Below are 19,343 nucleotides of genomic sequence, written 5' to 3' on the forward strand. Positions count from 1 at the left end.
GCTATAGATATTTTGTAATGGAGGAATTATGATAAAACTAGAAAAAATTGTGTTCAACTATAAAGATAAAAAAAGATTATTTAATAATTTAGATTTGATAATTAAAGATGGAGAAAGCATTGGAGTTGTGGGTAATAATGGAACAGGGAAGTCGACATTGATTAAATTGATGTTATCTATTTTAAGACCACAGCAAGGTGATATCTATTTTGGCGATAAAAGTGTTTATAAGTTCAGAAGGAAATTGATGAGTAAAATAGGAGTTGTTTGGGGACAGAGAAGTTCACTTTGGTGGGACTTATCCATTAGACGAAGTATAGAGATACTTTGTAAAATTTACGATGTCAATCCTGAAAAAATGGTTGAAAATTTAGAATATTATGGTGAAAAAGTTACTTTGAAATATTATTGGAATAATTTGCTAAGAAAGGTAAGTTATGGGCAAAGAGTTCAAGCGGACATTATAGCGGTTTTAATAAGAGAACCAAAGTATATCTTTTTAGATGAAGCGTTTATAGGGTTGGATTACCACACTAAAGAAACAATAATTGAATTATTATGTGATTATAAACAAACCCATCCGGATTGTATTTTGGTAATTACATCGCATAATTTTTTAGATATTACAAAATTGTGTGACCGATTACTGATTTTAAGAGAAGATGGTTCTGCCATTGAATATTTAACGAAGAATGTATTATCTGTTAAATACACCGAACTTTTGATTGAATTTGATCGAGAAGTTGAACTTTTAGAATCGGAAAATATTGAAATCAATAAAATGAATTCACATAAGGTTAAAATATTAATTCAAGGTAGAATAAATAATTTTTTGCAGAAAATAAATTGGGACACAGTTTTGTCAATTGATTTAAAAGATAAAACTGTTGATATGGTCATAAAAAAAATAGATAAAGGAGATTTACAATGAGTTTATTTACCTCGGTAAGATTAGAAATCACATCAAAATGCAATTTAAATTGCAAATATTGCCATAATTTGGACTTTGCCAACAAAAACAATGATATGACAACGGAAAAAATTAAAGCATTACTTATCTCACTTAAAAAAGAATTAGGAGTTAATAAAGTGCTTTTGACTGGTGGAGAGCCACTACTTAACAGTGATGTTGTTGAAATTGTGCAACTTTTAACAGACTTAAAAATTAAATCGGATTTAGTTACAAATGGCAAATTACTTACTGAAAAGATGATAAATAATCTTTCAAAAGCGGGCTTAAAAAGAATTAGGATAAGTATTGATGGTGTTGGTGATGAACATAATAAATATAGAATAGGTAGTAATGTAGAAGAATTGTGGGAAAAGTGTAAATATATTAAAAATAATACTAAAATAAATACTGTTGTTCATACTGTTTCATCTATGCACAATGCAAACAAAATGTTCGACATATATAAAAAAATTCTTGAGGTTAAGGCGGACAGGTGGCGGATTTTTGATGTTGGATACGAGGGCGCTGCAAATCAAAATATAAAAGAGCTTGATGTTTCTACATATTATCATGAATTTATGGATCAAATGAGTCGAACACTTAGACACTATATAGAACATAGCCTTATCAATAAATTAGATATAGAAGCAAATGGTGTTTTTAAAACAAATCTTTTAACAAAACCACCGATGCTAAATACATATGAAGAAAAAAACAAATATTTCAAAAAGATTTTAAATCTTTCTCCATGTGCTTATATTCAGCATCAGTCAACTATTAGAAGTGATGGAAAAGGAACACTTTGTCAATTTTTTTCATAATGTACTTTATGACTACCAGAAATATAATTTTAATGTGAAAGAAACTTTAAATCATAAAAATTCTTTTGAAGAAAATGAAATACTTCTTAAAGATATCAAGCATTGTGAAAAATGTAAATATGTTGTTGTATGCAATTCAGGTTGTAGAGCAAAGGCAAAATATTTGACGGGAAGCGTATACAATCCCGATCCTGTTTTTTGTGTGCTTTTACCTTTATTATACGAAAAAATTGTTCCTATTTTTCCAAATGATTCAAGAGACTCTTTTATTTCTTTTTTAAATCAAGATGGAGAATCTCCATTTTATAATTCAGAAGATCTTTCGAATTTGATTAAACAGAAAATAGGTAAATCTCTATGAAATATGGATATGCATTGAAATTAGTTGTGGATGAAAATATAAGAGATGAAATGAATCAATATTTCTCAATGTATGATATTGTTGAAATTAAGGTTAAGAATAAACATTTGGATAATTACATTTTCATAAAACAAATTAACGAATTAATAAAAAAATATAATGATAGAATTTCGTTGCATTTAGAAGCTGATTTGATTGAAAACTTTGAGCAAAGAAGTATATATTTTGATTGTATTTTAAAAAAAATAGAAAGAGTAGATTTTTTGGTAACACACATTCAAAATAACACAGATGTAAGAGTGATTAACTCTATTTGTGATTTACTTCCAAATAATACAACTATTTTATTGGAAAACGAAAGTGGAGATGAACAGTTTATTGAAAAAATCAAAAATATAAAGAGTACTATATCAACTTTACATAAAGACAAAGTTAAAATATGTTTTGATTTAGGACATTGCAAAAAAGAATCTGAAATGCTCAAGACAATTGTAAGTGATAAAAACATGTTAAAAGACGTGGTGGAAATTCATATTCATTCTAATATTCCTAACGAACATTCGAGACTGAAGAAAAATGATAAATTAATTTCTGAAATAGTTGGATTTATGAATGTTTGTGAAAATTTAAGAAGAGCGATATTCGAAATAAAAAAGATTGATGTATTGAAATATGAAGGTATAGAACAGATAAAATTAATAGATGAAAAATATTCTTGAATTTTAGGAAGTTGCTGTCATGTTGTGCGTATCTAAATGGAATACCATAACAATTGATTTGTGACAAAAAAATATACAAGTTTATGGGTGTTGTAAATTTGGAACTGGAGCGAGCAAAAAATCTTAAAACGATAACCCCAGATAGAGGGAAAGGATTTTCTAAGCATACAATGATTAGGCAAAAATGAAAGAAATTAATCTTAGACCTCGTAAATGCTTAAATTGGAAACTCCATATGAGGTATATCATTCAGTTAAGTTGCAATTGATTTGACAATTCAAGGAGATTTTTAAATTTTTATGGATAAGACCTTATCCATAAGCTTATTATCTAAAGAATATTCATTCCCTAATCAAATAAGGCAAAGATATTTTGGTAATTGTGGATACAAGCTTTGATATTTGGATGGTGAAGATTTCTTAATTGAGGGGAATCAATCGCAATCACATCGGCTCCTATTTCTAAGGCGGCTTTAATGCCATGGATAGAATCTTCAAAAACAAGTACTTTATCACTAACCTTTAAATTTTTCATGGCTTGTTGGTACATTTCTTTCTTATTCGCATAGCTACCATCATCGTAAATAATGCTTTTAGGATCCATCCATTGATCTAAGTGAAAATGCCGAATGTAAAAATCAATATTATCCTTGATGGAAGCTGAAGCAATGGTAAAAGGAATATTCTTGTCTTTTAAATAATCCAATAATTCAGGCACACCATCCACTAGTTGAAAAGAAGAATCAGCTTCAACATAGGAGCGATATAAAGCTTCTTTTTTCTTTGAAAGATTAGTGTATTCTTCATCACTATAGCGATTTCCCGTTAAGCCCTTTAATAAATCAATGTTCGCTAGTCCCCAATACTTTGTTAGAATGGTTTCTAATGTAATAGGACCACAATTTAAGCTTTGTGAGATTGTATCCCAAGCCTTGACATGTAAATCCGTATCAAATAGTAAAGTTCCATTAAAATCAAAAATCACTGCATTATATTTCATAAATACTCCTTGTTAACACATCTATCATACAAGTAGAGAGATAGAAGAAGCAATCCCAAAAAAAGTTGGAAGAATTTAGCACTTAATAGTTGACAGTGCTAAACGAATGGGATACGATACTAGCAGATATTCAATTAGAGTGCCAATAAGGAGGTGATGTTGGATGCTAACGCCAAGAAGAATTCAAATCTTTAAAGCTATCGTGGATGAGTTCATCAAAACCGCCGAACCGATTGGATCCAAAGCCTTGCAAGAAAGGTATCACCTAGCTTATTCCAGTGCAACTATTCGTAATGATATGCAAGTATTGGAAGAAATGGGTTATTTAGAAAAGACACATACGAGTAGTGGTCGTATTCCTAGTACCATGGGCTATCGTTTCTATTGCGAAACTTTATTGGATGAGTCCAATTTGGATAAGCGCATGGAGGTTGCTGTTCATGATGCCTTTGAAGCATCACTTATGAGTGTAGATGAAGCGATTCGTCAAAGTTGTGAAATTGTTTCAGAAATGACTAACATGACGGCTGGAGCAATTGGACCAGATGCTTCAAAACAGCACTTAGAACACATTAAATTATTCCCGTTAGATGAAAGAAATGCAGTTTGTGTCTTTATTACTGATCAAGGGCATACGGAAACAAGAAACTTTCATTTCAAGCAATCCGTTTCCATTCAAGACTTAGAAACCACAACCGATATTTTGAATCGTCGCTTAAAAGGTGTCGCTTTAACGGAATTGGCTTTAAGATTAGAAGAAATTAAGCCAGAGCTAAATGCGGTTGTGCAAAGGCATGATGTTTTATTTACTGCGTTTCTAAGAGCTTTCATTCGTTTCGCAAACGATACCGTTTACTTCTCTGGGAAAGATAAGGTTTTTTTCCAACCGGAATTTGAAGACATCAATAAGATGAAAAAATTGATGGGTATGTTTGAAGATGAAAGCATCTGGAAACAAATGGATGAAAATGCGAATGCGGTTGCTCTTACAACAAGGGGCGGTTCGCAATTAACTTGGGTGAATGATTTAGCGATTGTCCGCTCAAAGTTTCACTTGAATGATGAAGACAGCGGGGAATTAATGGTGGTCGGTCCTAGTCGTATGGAATATGACAGGATTGTGCCACTGCTGGATTATGTGGCACGCATGATTGAAGAGGCCTATCGAAAGGGAGATGACCATGACTGAAAAAAATGAAAATGTAGAAGAAAAATTAGAAGAAAGCCCGGTTGAAGAAGAAGTTGAATTGAGTGCAGAAGAAAAGCTGCAAGCTCAAGTCATAACTTTAGAAGAACAAGTGGCTATCTTGAAAAATGAATATGCAAAAGCCTATGCGGATGCGGAAAACATGAAGAAACGTTTACAAACAGATTTTGAACAAAGGACAAAATTCCAAATGGCAAATTTTGCGAAAGAATTATTACCGATTTTAGATAACTGTGAAAGAGCCTTGGCGCAAGAAACACAAGATGAAGCCTATCGCAAAGGTGTGGAGATGATTTATAGTCAACTTCAAAACACTCTAGCGAAAGAAGGTGTTCAAGAAATTGATGCTTTAAATCATCAATTTGATGGTAGCTTCCATCAAGCTTTAATGAGTGAAGCTAAGGAAGGTGTTGAACCAAACATAGTGATTGAAATATTGCAAAAAGGTTATATGATTAAAGATCGATTATTAAGACCGGCAATGGTTAAAGTTTCAGAATAAGGAGGACTAGAATATGAGCAAGATTATTGGTATTGACTTAGGAACAACGAACTCTTGTGTCGCTGTTATGGAAGGTAAAGAAGCGAAAGTAATCGCTAATCCAGAAGGGAATCGAACAACACCATCGGTGGTTGCGTTTAAGAATGGGGAAAGAATTATTGGTGATGCGGCGAAGCGTCAATTGATTACCAACAAGGAGACGGTTTATTCCATTAAGCGTTTAATGGGAACCAATGAAAAAGTAACTTTAGAAGGCAAACAATATACACCACAAGAAGTTTCAGCAATGATTTTAAGTTACTTAAAAGATTACGCAGAGGCTTACTTAGGTGAAAAAGTAGAAAAGGCAGTTATTACAGTACCGGCTTACTTTAACGATGCCCAACGCCAAGCAACCAAAGATGCTGGTAAGATTGCCGGCTTGGATGTTTGTCGTATTATCAACGAACCAACTGCTTCCGCTTTAGCCTATGGTTTGGATAAAGATAATGATATGGAACAAAAGATTTTGGTGTATGACTTAGGTGGCGGAACATTCGATGTTTCTATTTTGGAAATTGCAGATGGAACATTTGAAGTTCTTTCAACCGCCGGTGATACAAAATTAGGTGGTGATGACTTTGATAATCGCATCATGGATTGGTTAGCGGATACTTTCAAGGCTGATAATAACATCGACTTGAGAAACGATAAGATGGCACTTCAACGTCTGAAAGAAGCTGCTGAAAAAGCGAAAAAGGATTTAAGTGGTACATTACAAACACAAATTTCCTTACCATTTATTTCGGCCGGTCCTTCTGGTCCATTGCATTTAGAAGCAACTTTAACGCGTGCTAAATTCAATGAATTAACCAAAGATTTAGTGGAAAGAACAATGGTTCCGGTTCGTCAAGCCTTAAGTGATGCAAAATTAAGTAAGAATGATATTCACCAAGTTCTATTGGTTGGTGGTTCAACTCGTATTCCGGCTGTTCAAGATGCGGTTAAGAATGAATTAGGCAAAGAACCTAATAAGTCAGTGAACCCGGATGAGGTGGTAGCTTTGGGAGCTGCTATTCAAGGCGGCGTTATTTCCGGGGATGTTAAGGATGTCTTATTGCTAGATGTCACACCATTGAGCTTAGGTATTGAAACATTGGGCGGTGTAATGACGGTCTTAATTCCTCGTAATACAACGATTCCAACTTCAAAGAGTCAAGTATTCTCTACGGCAGCGGACAATCAACCGGCCGTGGATATTAAGGTTTTACAAGGGGAACGCTCAACAGCAATGGATAATAAGTTATTAGGAAACTTCCAATTGGATGGGATTCCTCCAGCTCGTCGCGGTATGCCTCAAATTGAAGTCACATTCGATATTGATGTCAATGGTATTGTTCACGTAACGGCAAAGGATAAGGCTACGAATAAGGAACAGTCCATCGTGATTAAAGATTCTTCCGGTTTAAGTGAAGATGAAATTAACCGTATGGTGCAAGAAGCTGAAGCTCATAAGGCCGAAGATGATAAGTTCAAAGAAAATGTGGAATTAAAGAACAAGGCGGAAATGTATATTAACCAAATTGATGAAACCTTGAAGCAAGATGTTCCAAATGTAACAGCTGAACAAAAAGAAGAAGTTCAAAAGCTGAGAGATGAATTGAAACAAGCTATTGATCAAAATGATATGGATTCTTTAAAGACACGCTTAGAAGCATTGGAACAAGCAATGAATGCGGTCAGTCAAGCGATGTATCAGCAACAATCGGCTTCCCAAGCGCAACAAGATGCCAGTCAATCCACGGATCACAATAACGATGATGTCGTAGACGCTGACTTCGAAGAAAAGAAATAAGCAGAAGCGGAAGTTAGACTTCCGCTTTCCTTTAGAAAGGTAGGCAATATGGCCGATAAAAGAGATTATTATGAAGTCCTAGGTGTCGCTAAATCAGCCAGTGCTGATGAAATCAAGAAAGCGTATCGCCACTTGGCGAAGAAATACCATCCTGATGTGAACAAAGAGCCGGGTGCAGAAGAAAAATTCAAGGAAATCAATGAGGCCTATGAAATTCTTTCCGATCCATCCAAGAAACAAAGTTATGACCAATTTGGTTTTGCGGGTGTTGATCCCAATCAAGCCGGTGGTTTTAGTGGTGCCGGCTTTGGTGATTTTAGTGATATCTTTGGTTCCTTCTTTGGCGGTAATGGATTTGGTTTCGGTTCTGATTTTGGCGGTTCATCACGGCAAAGAAATCGAGCAACGAAGGGGGAAGACCGTTATATGCGCATCAATCTTTCCTTTATGGATGCTTGTTTTGGTAAGAAAGAGACCTTGAATTTAGAGGTGGATGAAACCTGTACCCATTGCCATGGAAGTGGAGCGGAAAAGCCAAGTGATGTGGAAACTTGTCCAAGATGTCATGGTTCAGGAAGAGTGATTGGTGTTCAACAAACCATCTTTGGTACGATGCAAACAGAAACAGTTTGTCCGGAATGTTCGGGTACGGGTAAGAAGATTCGCAAAGCTTGTCATCATTGTCATGGAGCAGGCTATACCCATGAAAGAGAAAGTGTGGATATAAGTATCCCGGCTGGTATCAATGAAGGTCAATCCTTACGTATTAGTGGTAAGGGTGAAAGAGGTAGAAATGGTGGTCCAAATGGTGATTTATACCTAGAAGTCCATGTTCTTCCGCATAAACAATTCTTACGAGAAGGTCGTAACATTCATCTTGAAATTCCAATTTCAGCTGTGGATGCGACTTTGGGTTGTGAGATTGAGGCGCCGACCATTCATGGTGATGTGAAGATGAAAATTCCGGCGGGTACACAAGATGGCACGAAGTTACGCTTACGATCCAAAGGTGTTCCTGATGTGCGCAGTCGGGATCAATATGGTGATCAAATTTGTACAGTTAGGGTTCAAGTGGATCAACACTTAACCAAAAAAGAGAAAGAGCTTTATCAGCAGTTGGCGCAAATCCAACATTCTGGAAAAGGGGATACCCTTTGGGAAAAGTTCAAGAAACAGTTCTCTTAAGGAGGAATGGCTATGAATATCGAACAAATGACAGAAGCTCTTCAAGAGCTTCTTTCTCTTTCTATCGCTTTAGCCCAAAAGCTAAAGCATCCGGAAGTTCAATGTTTGCATTTTTTACAAAGCGTAGTCGATGAACATGACTTTGATTCTTTGTGGGCTGATTTGGGCATTGATAAAAGAGGGTTTATTCAAGAAATAGCGGATGCTCTGCATAAAGTCGCAACGGTAGAAGGAAATTATGAACCACGCTTATCTCAAGGTTTGTACCAAGCTTTTCAAGCCGGACAAACTTGGGCCAAGCAACAAGGTGATCAATACTTAAGTCAAGGAGCAGTGTTAGTCGGGCTTTTTCAAGGAAATGATTACTTTATTCAAAGTTGGTTAAAGAAACATCAATTAAGTGCTACTCAGATTGAAGAGGCAGAATTGAAAAGAAGAGGGGGTGTTAAAATGGAAGAAAGAACATCGGAAAGCCAAGTAGAAGCTTTAAAGAAATATGGTCATGACATTGTTCAAGATGTGAAGGATGGAAAGATTGATCCAATCATTGGTCGTGATGAAGAAATCCGCCGTGTGATGGAAATTTTATCTCGTAAAACAAAGAATAATCCCGTTCTGATTGGAGAACCGGGGGTTGGTAAAACAGCTATTGTGGAGGGATTGGCTTGGCGTATTATGAATGGTGATGTCCCTTTAGGTTTACAAAATAAGAAGCTTATTGAACTCGATATGGGAGCCTTAATTGCCGGAGCAAAATATCGTGGTGAGTTTGAAGAACGATTAAAGGGTGTATTGAAAGAAGTGAAAGCCGCTGCTGGTGAAATTATTTTATTCATTGATGAAATTCATAATTTAGTAGGAGCCGGTAAAACAGAGGGATCCATGGATGCGGCGAACTTATTGAAGCCAATGCTAGCAAGAGGGGAACTCAAGTGCATTGGAGCGACTACCTTTGATGAATATCGTTTATACATTGAAAAAGATAGAGCCTTGGAACGTCGTTTCCAAAAGATTATGGTTAATCAACCATCGGTGGAAGATACGATTTCTATTCTGCGCGGTTTAAAAGAGCGTTTTGAATCGCATCATGGTGTCCGTATTAAAGATGAAGCGATTATTGCGGCCGCTACTTTATCTAATCGTTATATTACGGATCGTTTCTTACCCGATAAAGCCATTGATTTAGTTGATGAAGCTTGCGCAACCATTCGTGTGGAAATGGATTCCATGCCGGCCGAATTAGATGAACTATCGCGTAAAATCATGACCTTACAAATTGAAGAAACTTCTTTGAAGGAAGAAAGTGATGCGAAAGCGAAAGGGCGTTTAGAAGAAATACAAAAAGACCTCTCTAATTTATCGGAAGAACAGACAGCATTAATGAGCCAATGGAAAGAAGAAAAAGCAAAGGCGGATGAGGTCAAACTAGCGAAGGAACAATTGGAAAAAGAAAAGTTGGCTTTAAATCAAGCACAAAATGAAGCTAATTACGAGCAAGCAGCTAAATTAAAATACGAAACTATTCCTAATTTAGAAAAGAAAATTCAAGATGCGGAAGAAAATAACCATAACACTTTAATTCAACAGGATGTAGATGAAGATATGGTGGCTAAGATTGTATCCAATTGGACACATATTGAAGTTTCTAAACTTTTAAGTACGGAAAGACAAAAGGTGCTTCATTTAGCGGATTATTTGCGTCAAAGAGTGATGGGGCAAGATGAAGCCTTGGCATTGGTCAGTGATGCCATCTTAAGAGCAAAAGCGAATATTCAAGATGAACATCGTCCGCTAGGTAGTTTCTTGTTTTTAGGACCAACAGGGGTTGGTAAAACCGAAGTCGCAAAGGCTTTAGCCGAACAATTATTCGATGATGAAAACAAAATCATTCGTATTGATATGAGTGAGTATATGGAGAAATTCTCTGTTTCACGTTTGATTGGGGCGCCTCCCGGCTATGTTGGTTATGAAGAAGGTGGTCAATTAAGTGAAGCGGTTCGTCGTAATCCTTATTCCATTGTCTTACTAGACGAAATTGAAAAGGCTCATCCAGATGTTTTCAATATTCTTCTGCAAGTTTTAGACGATGGTCGCATCACGGATTCCAAAGGAGTTACAGTTGATTTTAAAAACACCATCATTATCATGACTTCCAATCTGGGCAGTCAATACGCTTTCCAAGAAGGAAACCAAGAGGAAAATTATCGTCGTGAAATACAAACTCATTTTAAACCAGAGTTTATTAATCGTATTGATGACATCATTATTTTCCATTCTTTAGATCAAGAAGTATCCAAGAAGATTGCGATGAAGTTCTTATCCCAACTACAAGCTCGTCTAGCGGATAAGGATGTGCAATTAGAAGTAACGGATGCCGCAAAAGAAAGAATTGTGGCGGTAGGAACGGATCAAGAATATGGAGCTAGACCTATGAAGCGTCATATTCAAAAAGAAATTGAAACCAGAGTGGCTCGTGTTCTTTTAGAGAATATAGATGTACAAGGAAAGAAAATTATCGTAGATGCGGATGTGTCCGGTTATCAAATTCATTTGCAAGGGTAGTTTCAAAAACTACTCTTTTTTGGTACATTAGTAACAGAAGTTAGAAAGAGGTTTCTTATGAATAATGATACATTTCAATGGGCAATGGTATCGGTCTTCGGTTTTTTGGCTGTGTATATGGGTTATTTGAATTTTCGTTGTGCCTCTAAAGTTAAAATAAAGGATAGACAATGGACCATCATTCGTACCTTAGTATTGGTAATTGCACTTTTAAGCAGTTTGGAATTTTTTGCCGGTTTTTCTGTCTTATTGCTTATTCGTTATATAGTTACTTTAGTTGCCTGCTTAATTTTCTTTTTCAGCCATGATGGTGTTGGGAATGAGGGTTTCGTTTCCGGCTCTTATTTCTATCCATATCAGGATGTGAAGGCTTATGATGTGTATAAACAAGCGAAGCGTTTTACGGTTATCTTTATTATCCAAGAGGAAAATCGCAAGCGTAAATTTGAAGAATTGACACGTGAAGTAAACTTTGATTTAAAGAATCAGAAAGCAGTAGAACAATTATTAAAAGAGAAAATAGGAAAAAAATATCGTCGTCTAAAGAAACAATAGGAGCTACTTTCTAAAGTAGCTTTTTTGGTGCTTGACTATTTTCGGGAATAGGCTATTATTAAATAGTCAAAATGACTATGAAAAAGATATTGAATGAGAAAGGAGAAAGCTTAGAAGAATTTCTCCAACGTTACGATAGTTCGCACTATGAAAAAGCCAGTCAGACAGCTGATTGTCTTGTTTTTACCGTGGATGAAGGAAAGTTGAAAGTCCTTTTAATTCAACGAAGAAACCATCCTTTTATTCATGATTGGGCAATGCCCGGCGGCTTTCTAGATATGAATGAAGATTTAGATGGGGCGGCTTTAAGGGAACTCAAGGAAGAAACCTCTTTGTCAGAGAATATTTACTTTGAACAGCTTTATACCTTTTCTAAAGTAGACCGGGATCCACGAACACGGATTATTACAACCGTATATTTAACGATGGTACCACCATCTTCTATCCCTTTAGCTATGGCGGCAGATGATGCCTTAAATACGACTTGGTTTGAAATTAGAAAAAAAGTGGAAAGTGTGGATGATGAAAAGAGAATTTCAACCTTGGTGTTGGAATATGAAGATATTTCCATTCGTTACCAAATATGCGATACGGTAAAAGAAAATTACATTCAAACAAGTTCTACATTATTAAGCAAGACTAAATTAGCAGGGGATCATTATAAAGCCATCAATCGAGCTATGGATTATTTACAAGATCGGGTGATGAGTGATGGACTTTTATTTCACTTGTTACCAAAGAATTTTAGTTTGAAAGCAGCCCAATTAGCTTATGAAGCTGTTTTACATAAGAAAGTGGATACACCAAATTTCCGGCGAGATATACGTAAGTATGTGACCGATATTCAACGTTTTGCAATCCAGAAAGGAAGAAGAGTTAAATTATATCAATACAATCCATTAACGAAATGGGGGAGGAACTTGAAATGAAACGATGTTTGGTTGTGGTCGATATGCAAGTGGATTTTGTGACAGGGAGTTTGGGCACAAAAGAAGCACCTGAAATTCTAAAGGTTGCTAAAAGAATTATTCAAGAGCCTTATGATGAAATTTATGTGACAATGGATACGCATGATAATCAGTATTTATCCAGTAATGAAGGTCGTCATTTACCGGTATTTCATTGCGTAAAAGATAGTCCCGGTTGGCAATTAGAAGCTTCAATTGCTGAAGAATTAAATAAGAAGTCTTTTATAAAAATTGAAAAAAGGCAATTTGGTAGTTTTGAATTGGTAGAAGCGTTAAAGAAAAGCCAACCGGATGAAGTGGATTTTATAGGTATTTGTACCGATATTTGTGTTTTAAGTAACGCTATTTTAGTGAAAACCGCTTTGTCTGAAAGTACGATTTCTGTTTATGAAAATGCGACAAGTGCCACAAGTCCCTTATTGAAAGAAAAAAGTTTAGAGGTCTTAAAAATAAATCAAGTGGAAATAAAGGAGTTCCCATTATGACAAATATTCAAGTAAACGCATATATTCCGGATGAAGATTATGATAATCCAGCGATGGTCACTGACTTTTATGAATTCTCAATGGCAAATTCATTGTTCTTACATGGCTATAAAGATACTGTTATGGTCTTTGATATGTTCTTCCGAGAAAATCCTGATGACTTAGGCTATTCTATTTCAGCCGGTCAACATAAGTTATTACGCTTTTTAAAAAATTATCATTTCAACAATCAAGATATTCAATGGCTACTTTACAAGGGAATGAGTGCTGAATTCTGTGACTATTTAAAAACATATCGTTGGAAAGGCGATGTGTATATGTTACGAGAAGGAACGGTGTGCTATCCACAAGTACCAATGGTACGGATTGAATGCGATATGGTGGGGGCTATTTTAATTGAAACGTATTTACTTCAAACCATGAACTTTCATAGTTTAATCACCACTAAAGCCACTAAGATTACAGGTTTAAGCACCAATCATGAACGCAATGTCATGGAATTTGGTACGAGACGTGCCCAAGGAGCTTCAGCCGGTAATGATGGAGCTTATGCCTCTATCTTAGGTGGTTGTATTGGTACAGCAAATTGTTTGGCGGAAATGAAGTATGGTCCTGATGTACCGGCAGTAGGAACGATTGCTCACTCTTATGTGGAATTCTTTCCAAGTGAATACGAGGCCTTTGAGGCTTATGCTGAAACTTACCCAGATAATGTGTCCTTATTGCTGGATACTTATAGTATCTTTAATTCCGGTCTGCCCAACTTAATTAAGTTGGATGATGCCATGATTGCGAAGTATCCAAATGATCCAAATAAGCGTGTCAAAGCAGCACGTATTGACTCTGGCGATTTAGCCCGTGGTTATAAGAAATTAAGAAAAGCTTTGGATGGAGTTGGCAAGAGCTATATTAAATTAGTGGCTTCCAATTCTTTGGATGAAAAGAAAATGTCAAATATGGAATTATATGAAGGAGCGAAGTTTGATGCCTATGGGGTTGGTGAAAAGTTGATTACCTCTGCTACAGATCCGGTTTTTGGTGGGGTTTATAAGTTGGTTGCTATCAAGAATGAAGATGGAACTTACACACCAAAGATGAAATTCTCTGATTCAGCTTCAAAAGCCATTATTCCGGGTAAACTAATGGCTTGGCGAGTATTTGATGAAGAAGGAAAGGGGCAATGTGACATCATTGCTTTAGACGATGAAGTTTTTGAGAATGGTCAAGAAATTGAAGTGGTGAATTTAGATCCGGATGCATTAGAACCGATCATTCGTATCACTCCATTTCACATTGAAAGAATTTTAGTTCCACATATGATTCAAGGGGAAATAGTCTTGGATTTACCGGATATTCGTGCTAAAAAAGAATACATTCGTGAACAACTTCAATATCGTGTTTGGGAATCAGAATTAAGAACTGAGTTACCGCATCGCCATTATGTGGATTTAAGTCCTAAATTAGCTAAATTACGTGCTGATTTGTACGAAAAATTATACAAGGAAGCAGGAAAATGAAAGCTCTCTTATTTGCCGGAGCCTTTAATCCAGTCACAAAAGCTCATATTGAGTTAGCCAAACTATCTTTAGAACAAACCAAAAGAGACTGTGTTATCTTTTTACCCAGTCAAAGTCATTACATTGAACAAGATCAACGAAAAAATTATGCCTTAAGTGCCAATCAACGTTTGGCTTTATTAAGAAAGTGCCAAGAAAATCATCCATGGATGAAAATATCCACCTATGATTTAGAACAAAAAGAACAACCTCGTACTTATCAAAGTCTTAAAGCCTTAAAACAAAAAGGTTATGATTGTGCTTTACTATTGGGAGACGATCAATTTTTAAAAATGGAAAGTACTTGGTTGAATGTCGATAAGATTGCCAAAGAATTTGGGATTGTTTGCTTGGAAAGAGGAAAAAATGTTTTAGAAGAAATGAAAAATTCTTCTTTCTTGATGGCTTTAATGCCTTATGTGACAATCATTAAAAGTCCCAATTGGTCAAAAACTATTTCTTCCAGCCAGGTGCGTCTTTGGCTTCAAGACCAACATCAACACAGAAAAGAATTGGAAGAAGTGTTGCCTTTTTCCTTAGCGGTATTACAGGAGGTGTTATGAAAAATCCTTTTATAAAAATGGCGAGTGTTTCTTTGGAAACAGCTTTAGGAAATGTGATGGAGAATGTTCGTCAAATCAAGCAATCCTTACAAGAAACCGATGCAAAGCTGGTGGTCTTTCCCGAGCTTAGTTTAACGGGGTATAGTCTAGGAGATTTATTTCATCAAGATGGTTTATTAAAAGAAGTGATTTTCGGCTTAGAGGAATTAAGAGTATTTAGTCAAAGCTATCCGCAACAACTCATAGTGGTGGGAGCTCCTTTAATGAAAGAAAATCGTTTATACAATACAGCTGTTTTTATTCAAGATGGTGAGTATAAATTAGTAGTTCCAAAAACTTTTTTGCCGAATTATCATGAATTTTATGAACTACGTTGGTTTGCGAGTGGAATGGATGTGGATTGTGATTTCATCATGATTGGAAAGGAAGAAGTTGCCTTTGGTAAACATTACTTGTTAAAAGATGGTGAAATTAAGATTGGTTGTGAGATTTGTGAAGATCTTTGGGTAGTAAATCGTCCATCAAATGTCTTGGTCGAAAATGGCGCAAATGTGATTGTGAATTTATCCGCCTCCAATGAAATGATTGGTAAAGCGAAGTATCGCCGTCATCTTGTCCTTCAACAAAGTGCAATTGGTCATTGTGCTTATATTTATGCTTCAAGTGGATTAGGAGAAAGCAGTACAGACCTTGTGTTTTCTGGTCATTGTATGATTGCCGGTGAAGGTCATTTATTAAAAGAAATGATTTGGCCATTAAAAAGAACTATCTTAGAAGCTATTGTGGACATGGATAAGATTATCGCAAGTCGTCGTAGTCTAAATACCTTTGGAAATGGTTTATTATTTCCTTCTATTGAAGTGGATTTAGGACAAGTAGAAGAAAGTGTTGAGGAGATGGTTTCTTTCTTGCATGAAAATCACTATGATGTGAATCCATTCCCCTTTGTGCCAAGGGAAAAGAAGGAACGTATAGAAAGAAGTCGTGCTGTTTTGCAAATGCAGTCAAGGGCTTTATTTCAACGCTATAAAGCAACCGGCTTAAAGACAGCAGTCATAGGTGTTTCAGGTGGTTTGGATAGCACGTTAGCTCTTTTGGTTCTTCATGAAACAAGGAAGCTTTATCCAGACTTAAGAATGATTGGTGTAACGATGCCTTCATATGGTAATACAACTAATTATACTTATCAAAATGCCTTAGATTTAATGGAAGCTTTAAACATTGAAGTAAGAGAAATTCCCATTCAAGAAATGGTTCAGGAACATTTAAAAGCCATTGGTCATCCAACTAGTTACCAAGGGGAAGGAGATACAACCTATGAAAATGCTCAAGCGAGAATGCGTACGTATCTATTGATGGATATTGCCAATCAAGAGAAGGGCTTGGTGATTGGTACCGGTGATCTTTCAGAACTGGCTTTAGGCTGGTGTACGTATAATGGTGACCATATGTCGATGTATGGGGTAAATAGTTCCATCCCCAAGACTTTAGTGAAGTACATATGTGAATCCTATGCTTTAGAAACGGAAAATAAAGCTTTATCGGATGTCTTGCATAGGATTGTGAATATACCAATATCACCAGAATTAACCCCGAATCAAAATGGTGAAATTGTGCAAAAGACAGAAGAAGTAATTGGTAAGTATGATTTGAATGATTTCTTCTTATATCACATGATTCGTTTTGGAAGTAGTGTAAAGAAGTTAGTTACGTTAGCGATGGTAGCCTATCCATCGCAAAGTAAAAAGGAGATTAAGCTAGCTTTAGAGCGTTTCTTAAAGCGTTTCTTTAGTCAACAATTTAAGCGTTCTTGTTTACCGGACGGACCAAAAGTGGGCACGATTTCCTTATCACCAAGAGGGGATTGGCGCATGCCAAGTGATGTAAGTGGGGAAGTTTGGTTGAAGGAATTAAATTGTTTATAAATTTTTCTTTCTATCTAGTCAAAAGAAGTGAAATCTGCTAAAGTACTGGTAAGGTCCTTTAAATTGACACGAGAGGTCAGTAAGGAAAATGGAAATATGTCATTTATAGTGGCCTGATAAGGTCACTTTTTTTAGGACCAAAGGAGGATAAATGAAAGAAAGTAATGAAATGATTTTGGACGTTAAGAATAAGCCAGAAGCATCAAAATGGTTTTTCTTAAGTTTTCAACATGTCTTTGCGATGTTTGGAGCCACGATTTTAGTGCCTATTTTAACGGGCTTTCCGGTTTCTGTAGCTTTATTTGCGTCGGGGTTAGGTACGGTATTATATGCGATTATTACACAATTTAAGGTACCGGTTTACTTAGGTAGTAGTTTTGCATATATTGCGGCTGTACAAATTGCAGTTAAAGCCATGGGTGGTGCTAAGGATGCGGCTCTTTCCGGCTTATTTTTAGTCGGTTTAATCTATGTGGTTGTTGGTTTGATTGTTAAGTTTGTGGGTAAAGATTGGGTGGATAAATTATTACCACCAATTGTGATTGGACCAATGATTGCGGTGATTGGATTAGGCTTAGCATCTTCGGCAATTCGTAATGCCGGCTTGGTACAGGGTGGTAATCCTAGAGCGATGGTGGTTGCGTTTATCACTTTTGTGATAACGGCTTTGATTTCAACAAAAGCAAAGGGTTTCTTTAAAATTATTCCTTTCTTATGTGGAATTGTGATTGGTTATGTAGTAGCGATTACTTTTGGAATTGTGGATTTTACGCCTATTAAGCAAGTGCTTCAATCAGGGCGTTTAGTTGCTCTTCCGGAATTCTTATTGCCATTTCAACTAGGTCATTTTCACCAATGGCACTTCTACTTTGGACCAGAAACGATTGCAGTTTTACCGGTTGTTTTAGTGACAATTTCTGAACACATTGGTGACCATACCGTTCTTTCTAAGATAGTTGGTAAAAATTTCTTGAAAGATCCCGGTTTGGATCGAACATTAATGGGGGATGGTATTGCGACTTCAGTATCGGCTTTATTAGGTGGACCAGCCAATACAACTTATGGCGAAAACACAGGGGTTATCGGTATGACTAAGGTAGCTTCGATTTATGTGACAGTTGGAGCGGCTTGTATAGCAATGGTGTTATCGATGTTCCCATTGGTATCGGCGGTTATTCAAACCATTCCAAATGCGGTATTGGGTGGTATGTCCATTCTTTTATATGGAGTCATTGCTTCCAATGGTTTACGTGTTTTAATTGATCATCAAGTTGATTTTAGTGAACAAAGAAACTTAATTATTGCTTCGGCGATGTTAGTGATTGGTATCGGTGGAGCCATCTTGCCAATTGGTAGTTTTGTGACTTTGAGCGGAACAGCTTTATCCGCGGTTGTGGGTATTATATTAAACTTTATTTTAGCGAGAAAATAAGAAGTTTTAGGGCTTTATGAAATGCTCTTTTTTATAGGTAACGAGCCCTGTTGAGTACACAGGTAAAGAAAAAGAGGCTTATAGCCTCAGTACAAACCACTCGTTTTACGGGTGGTTATGATTTTTTGCTCTTTCTCTGGGAAAATATGAAGGAATGCGGTATATTTTTATAAAGATTATCTTTATAAAAATAAAGGTGACGACATGGCGATTAGCTATAATAAACTATGGAAACTACTGATAGATAAAAATATGACTAAAACAGATTTGAAGAATGTAACCGAATTCATTTCGGTTACATTAGCAAACATAGGTAAGGGTAAGTTTGTAAGCTTAAGAATGATAGACAAAATTTGTGATGAACTGGATTGCGATGTGAATGACATTATGGAACATATTGCAAGCGAAAATATTGAAAGAGAGTAGTAAGTCAAGATGATTAATAATATACTAACTTATATTTCGTTGTTTTCATCCGCAGGGACCGGATGCTGTGAATTTAAACTTGAGGATTTGGAATATATAGTCACAAATTATATACAAATATCAAACTACTAGGTAAATTAAAACGCATATTCTGTTATACACATCATCTCATAATCATGAGATAATATAATTATTAACATGATTTATCAACTTTCTAATACGTAAATATATTGAACTTTGCCAGATTACAAAATTGAAAGTTGCAAAGATGAATTCTAGAATATAGGAGAT

At 35.9% G+C, this 19,343-nt stretch carries 18 protein-coding genes; 17 read left to right on the top strand and 1 reads right to left on the bottom strand.

Annotated features, from left to right (window positions below; translation table 11 throughout):
* Positions 1 to 28: 28 nt before the first annotated feature.
* From JOS54_RS02600 to JOS54_RS02615, 4 genes are read left to right on the top strand one after another with little or no spacing between them, the layout of a single operon-like run.
* The gene (locus tag JOS54_RS02600) at positions 29 to 931 is read left to right on the top strand and encodes an ATP-binding cassette domain-containing protein (protein WP_203245516.1); all 903 of its coding nucleotides are present in this window, start codon (positions 29 to 31) and stop codon (positions 929 to 931) included.
* Positions 928 to 1,773, top strand: coding sequence for a radical SAM protein (locus tag JOS54_RS02605; protein WP_203245517.1), 846 nt, complete (start codon positions 928 to 930; stop codon positions 1,771 to 1,773). The genes JOS54_RS02600 and JOS54_RS02605 overlap by 4 nt, the downstream gene beginning before the upstream one ends.
* Entirely contained in the window at positions 1,739 to 2,134 is a 396-nt protein-coding gene (locus JOS54_RS02610) for an SPASM domain-containing protein (protein ID WP_242518097.1), read from the top strand. Before JOS54_RS02605 ends, JOS54_RS02610 begins: the two co-directional genes overlap by 35 nt.
* Entirely contained in the window at positions 2,131 to 2,853 is a 723-nt protein-coding gene (locus JOS54_RS02615; RefSeq protein ID WP_203245519.1) for a hypothetical protein, read from the top strand. Before JOS54_RS02610 ends, JOS54_RS02615 begins: the two co-directional genes overlap by 4 nt.
* A 348-nt stretch (positions 2,854 to 3,201) precedes the next feature.
* Here the strand turns inward: JOS54_RS02615 and JOS54_RS02620 are convergent, their stop codons facing one another.
* Complete coding sequence (locus JOS54_RS02620; RefSeq protein ID WP_203245520.1) at positions 3,202 to 3,852, bottom strand: HAD family phosphatase; 651 nt, start codon at positions 3,850 to 3,852, stop codon at positions 3,202 to 3,204.
* Between the two features lie 163 nt (positions 3,853 to 4,015).
* On the opposite strand from JOS54_RS02620, the gene hrcA reads away from it, so the two are divergent.
* The 13 genes from hrcA to JOS54_RS02685 all read left to right on the top strand — a co-directional run bounded on the left by hrcA (position 4,016) and on the right by JOS54_RS02685 (position 19,052).
* The gene (gene hrcA, locus JOS54_RS02625) at positions 4,016 to 5,041 is read left to right on the top strand and encodes a heat-inducible transcriptional repressor HrcA (RefSeq protein ID WP_203245521.1); all 1,026 of its coding nucleotides are present in this window, start codon (positions 4,016 to 4,018) and stop codon (positions 5,039 to 5,041) included.
* The gene (gene grpE / locus JOS54_RS02630) at positions 5,034 to 5,561 is read left to right on the top strand and encodes a nucleotide exchange factor GrpE (RefSeq protein ID WP_203245522.1); all 528 of its coding nucleotides are present in this window, start codon (positions 5,034 to 5,036) and stop codon (positions 5,559 to 5,561) included. The genes hrcA and grpE overlap by 8 nt, the downstream gene beginning before the upstream one ends.
* Positions 5,562 to 5,574: 13 nt before the next feature.
* Positions 5,575 to 7,395, top strand: coding sequence for a molecular chaperone DnaK (dnaK, locus tag JOS54_RS02635; protein WP_203245523.1), 1,821 nt, complete (start codon positions 5,575 to 5,577; stop codon positions 7,393 to 7,395).
* A 48-nt stretch (positions 7,396 to 7,443) separates the two neighbouring features.
* Complete coding sequence (gene dnaJ, locus JOS54_RS02640; protein ID WP_203245524.1) at positions 7,444 to 8,580, top strand: molecular chaperone DnaJ; 1,137 nt, start codon at positions 7,444 to 7,446, stop codon at positions 8,578 to 8,580.
* Between the two features lie 12 nt (positions 8,581 to 8,592).
* Positions 8,593 to 11,142 carry an ATP-dependent Clp protease ATP-binding subunit gene (locus tag JOS54_RS02645; RefSeq protein ID WP_203245525.1) on the top strand — a complete coding sequence of 850 codons (2,550 nt, stop codon included), beginning with the start codon at positions 8,593 to 8,595 and terminating at the stop codon, positions 11,140 to 11,142.
* Between the two features lie 57 nt (positions 11,143 to 11,199).
* Positions 11,200 to 11,697, top strand: a complete 498-nt coding sequence (locus JOS54_RS02650) for a DUF5673 domain-containing protein (RefSeq protein ID WP_203245526.1) — start codon at positions 11,200 to 11,202, stop codon at positions 11,695 to 11,697.
* A gap of 77 nt (positions 11,698 to 11,774) precedes the next feature.
* On the top strand, positions 11,775 to 12,626 hold the full coding sequence (locus JOS54_RS02655; RefSeq protein ID WP_238928368.1) for an NUDIX hydrolase: 852 nt from the start codon (positions 11,775 to 11,777) through the stop codon (positions 12,624 to 12,626).
* Positions 12,623 to 13,150, top strand: coding sequence for a cysteine hydrolase family protein (locus JOS54_RS02660; protein WP_203245528.1), 528 nt, complete (start codon positions 12,623 to 12,625; stop codon positions 13,148 to 13,150). Before JOS54_RS02655 ends, JOS54_RS02660 begins: the two co-directional genes overlap by 4 nt.
* Positions 13,147 to 14,667, top strand: coding sequence for a nicotinate phosphoribosyltransferase (locus tag JOS54_RS02665; RefSeq protein WP_203245529.1), 1,521 nt, complete (start codon positions 13,147 to 13,149; stop codon positions 14,665 to 14,667). Before JOS54_RS02660 ends, JOS54_RS02665 begins: the two co-directional genes overlap by 4 nt.
* A complete protein-coding gene (locus JOS54_RS02670) occupies positions 14,664 to 15,269 on the top strand; it encodes a hypothetical protein (protein ID WP_203245530.1) in 606 nt (201 codons plus the stop codon). Before JOS54_RS02665 ends, JOS54_RS02670 begins: the two co-directional genes overlap by 4 nt.
* Positions 15,266 to 17,194, top strand: coding sequence for an NAD(+) synthase (locus tag JOS54_RS02675; RefSeq protein WP_203245531.1), 1,929 nt, complete (start codon positions 15,266 to 15,268; stop codon positions 17,192 to 17,194). Before JOS54_RS02670 ends, JOS54_RS02675 begins: the two co-directional genes overlap by 4 nt.
* A 151-nt stretch (positions 17,195 to 17,345) precedes the next feature.
* Positions 17,346 to 18,626: a uracil-xanthine permease family protein gene (locus JOS54_RS02680; RefSeq protein WP_203245532.1), complete on the top strand. Its 1,281-nt coding sequence runs from the start codon at positions 17,346 to 17,348 to the stop codon at positions 18,624 to 18,626.
* 204 nt (positions 18,627 to 18,830) lie between these two features.
* Positions 18,831 to 19,052, top strand: a complete 222-nt coding sequence (locus tag JOS54_RS02685) for a helix-turn-helix transcriptional regulator (protein WP_203245533.1) — start codon at positions 18,831 to 18,833, stop codon at positions 19,050 to 19,052.
* Positions 19,053 to 19,343: the final 291 nt, after the last annotated feature.

Origin of the sequence: Bulleidia sp. zg-1006 (assembly GCF_016812035.1) — a bacterium.
Classification (GTDB): domain Bacteria; phylum Bacillota_I; class Bacilli_A; order Erysipelotrichales; family Erysipelotrichaceae; genus Bulleidia.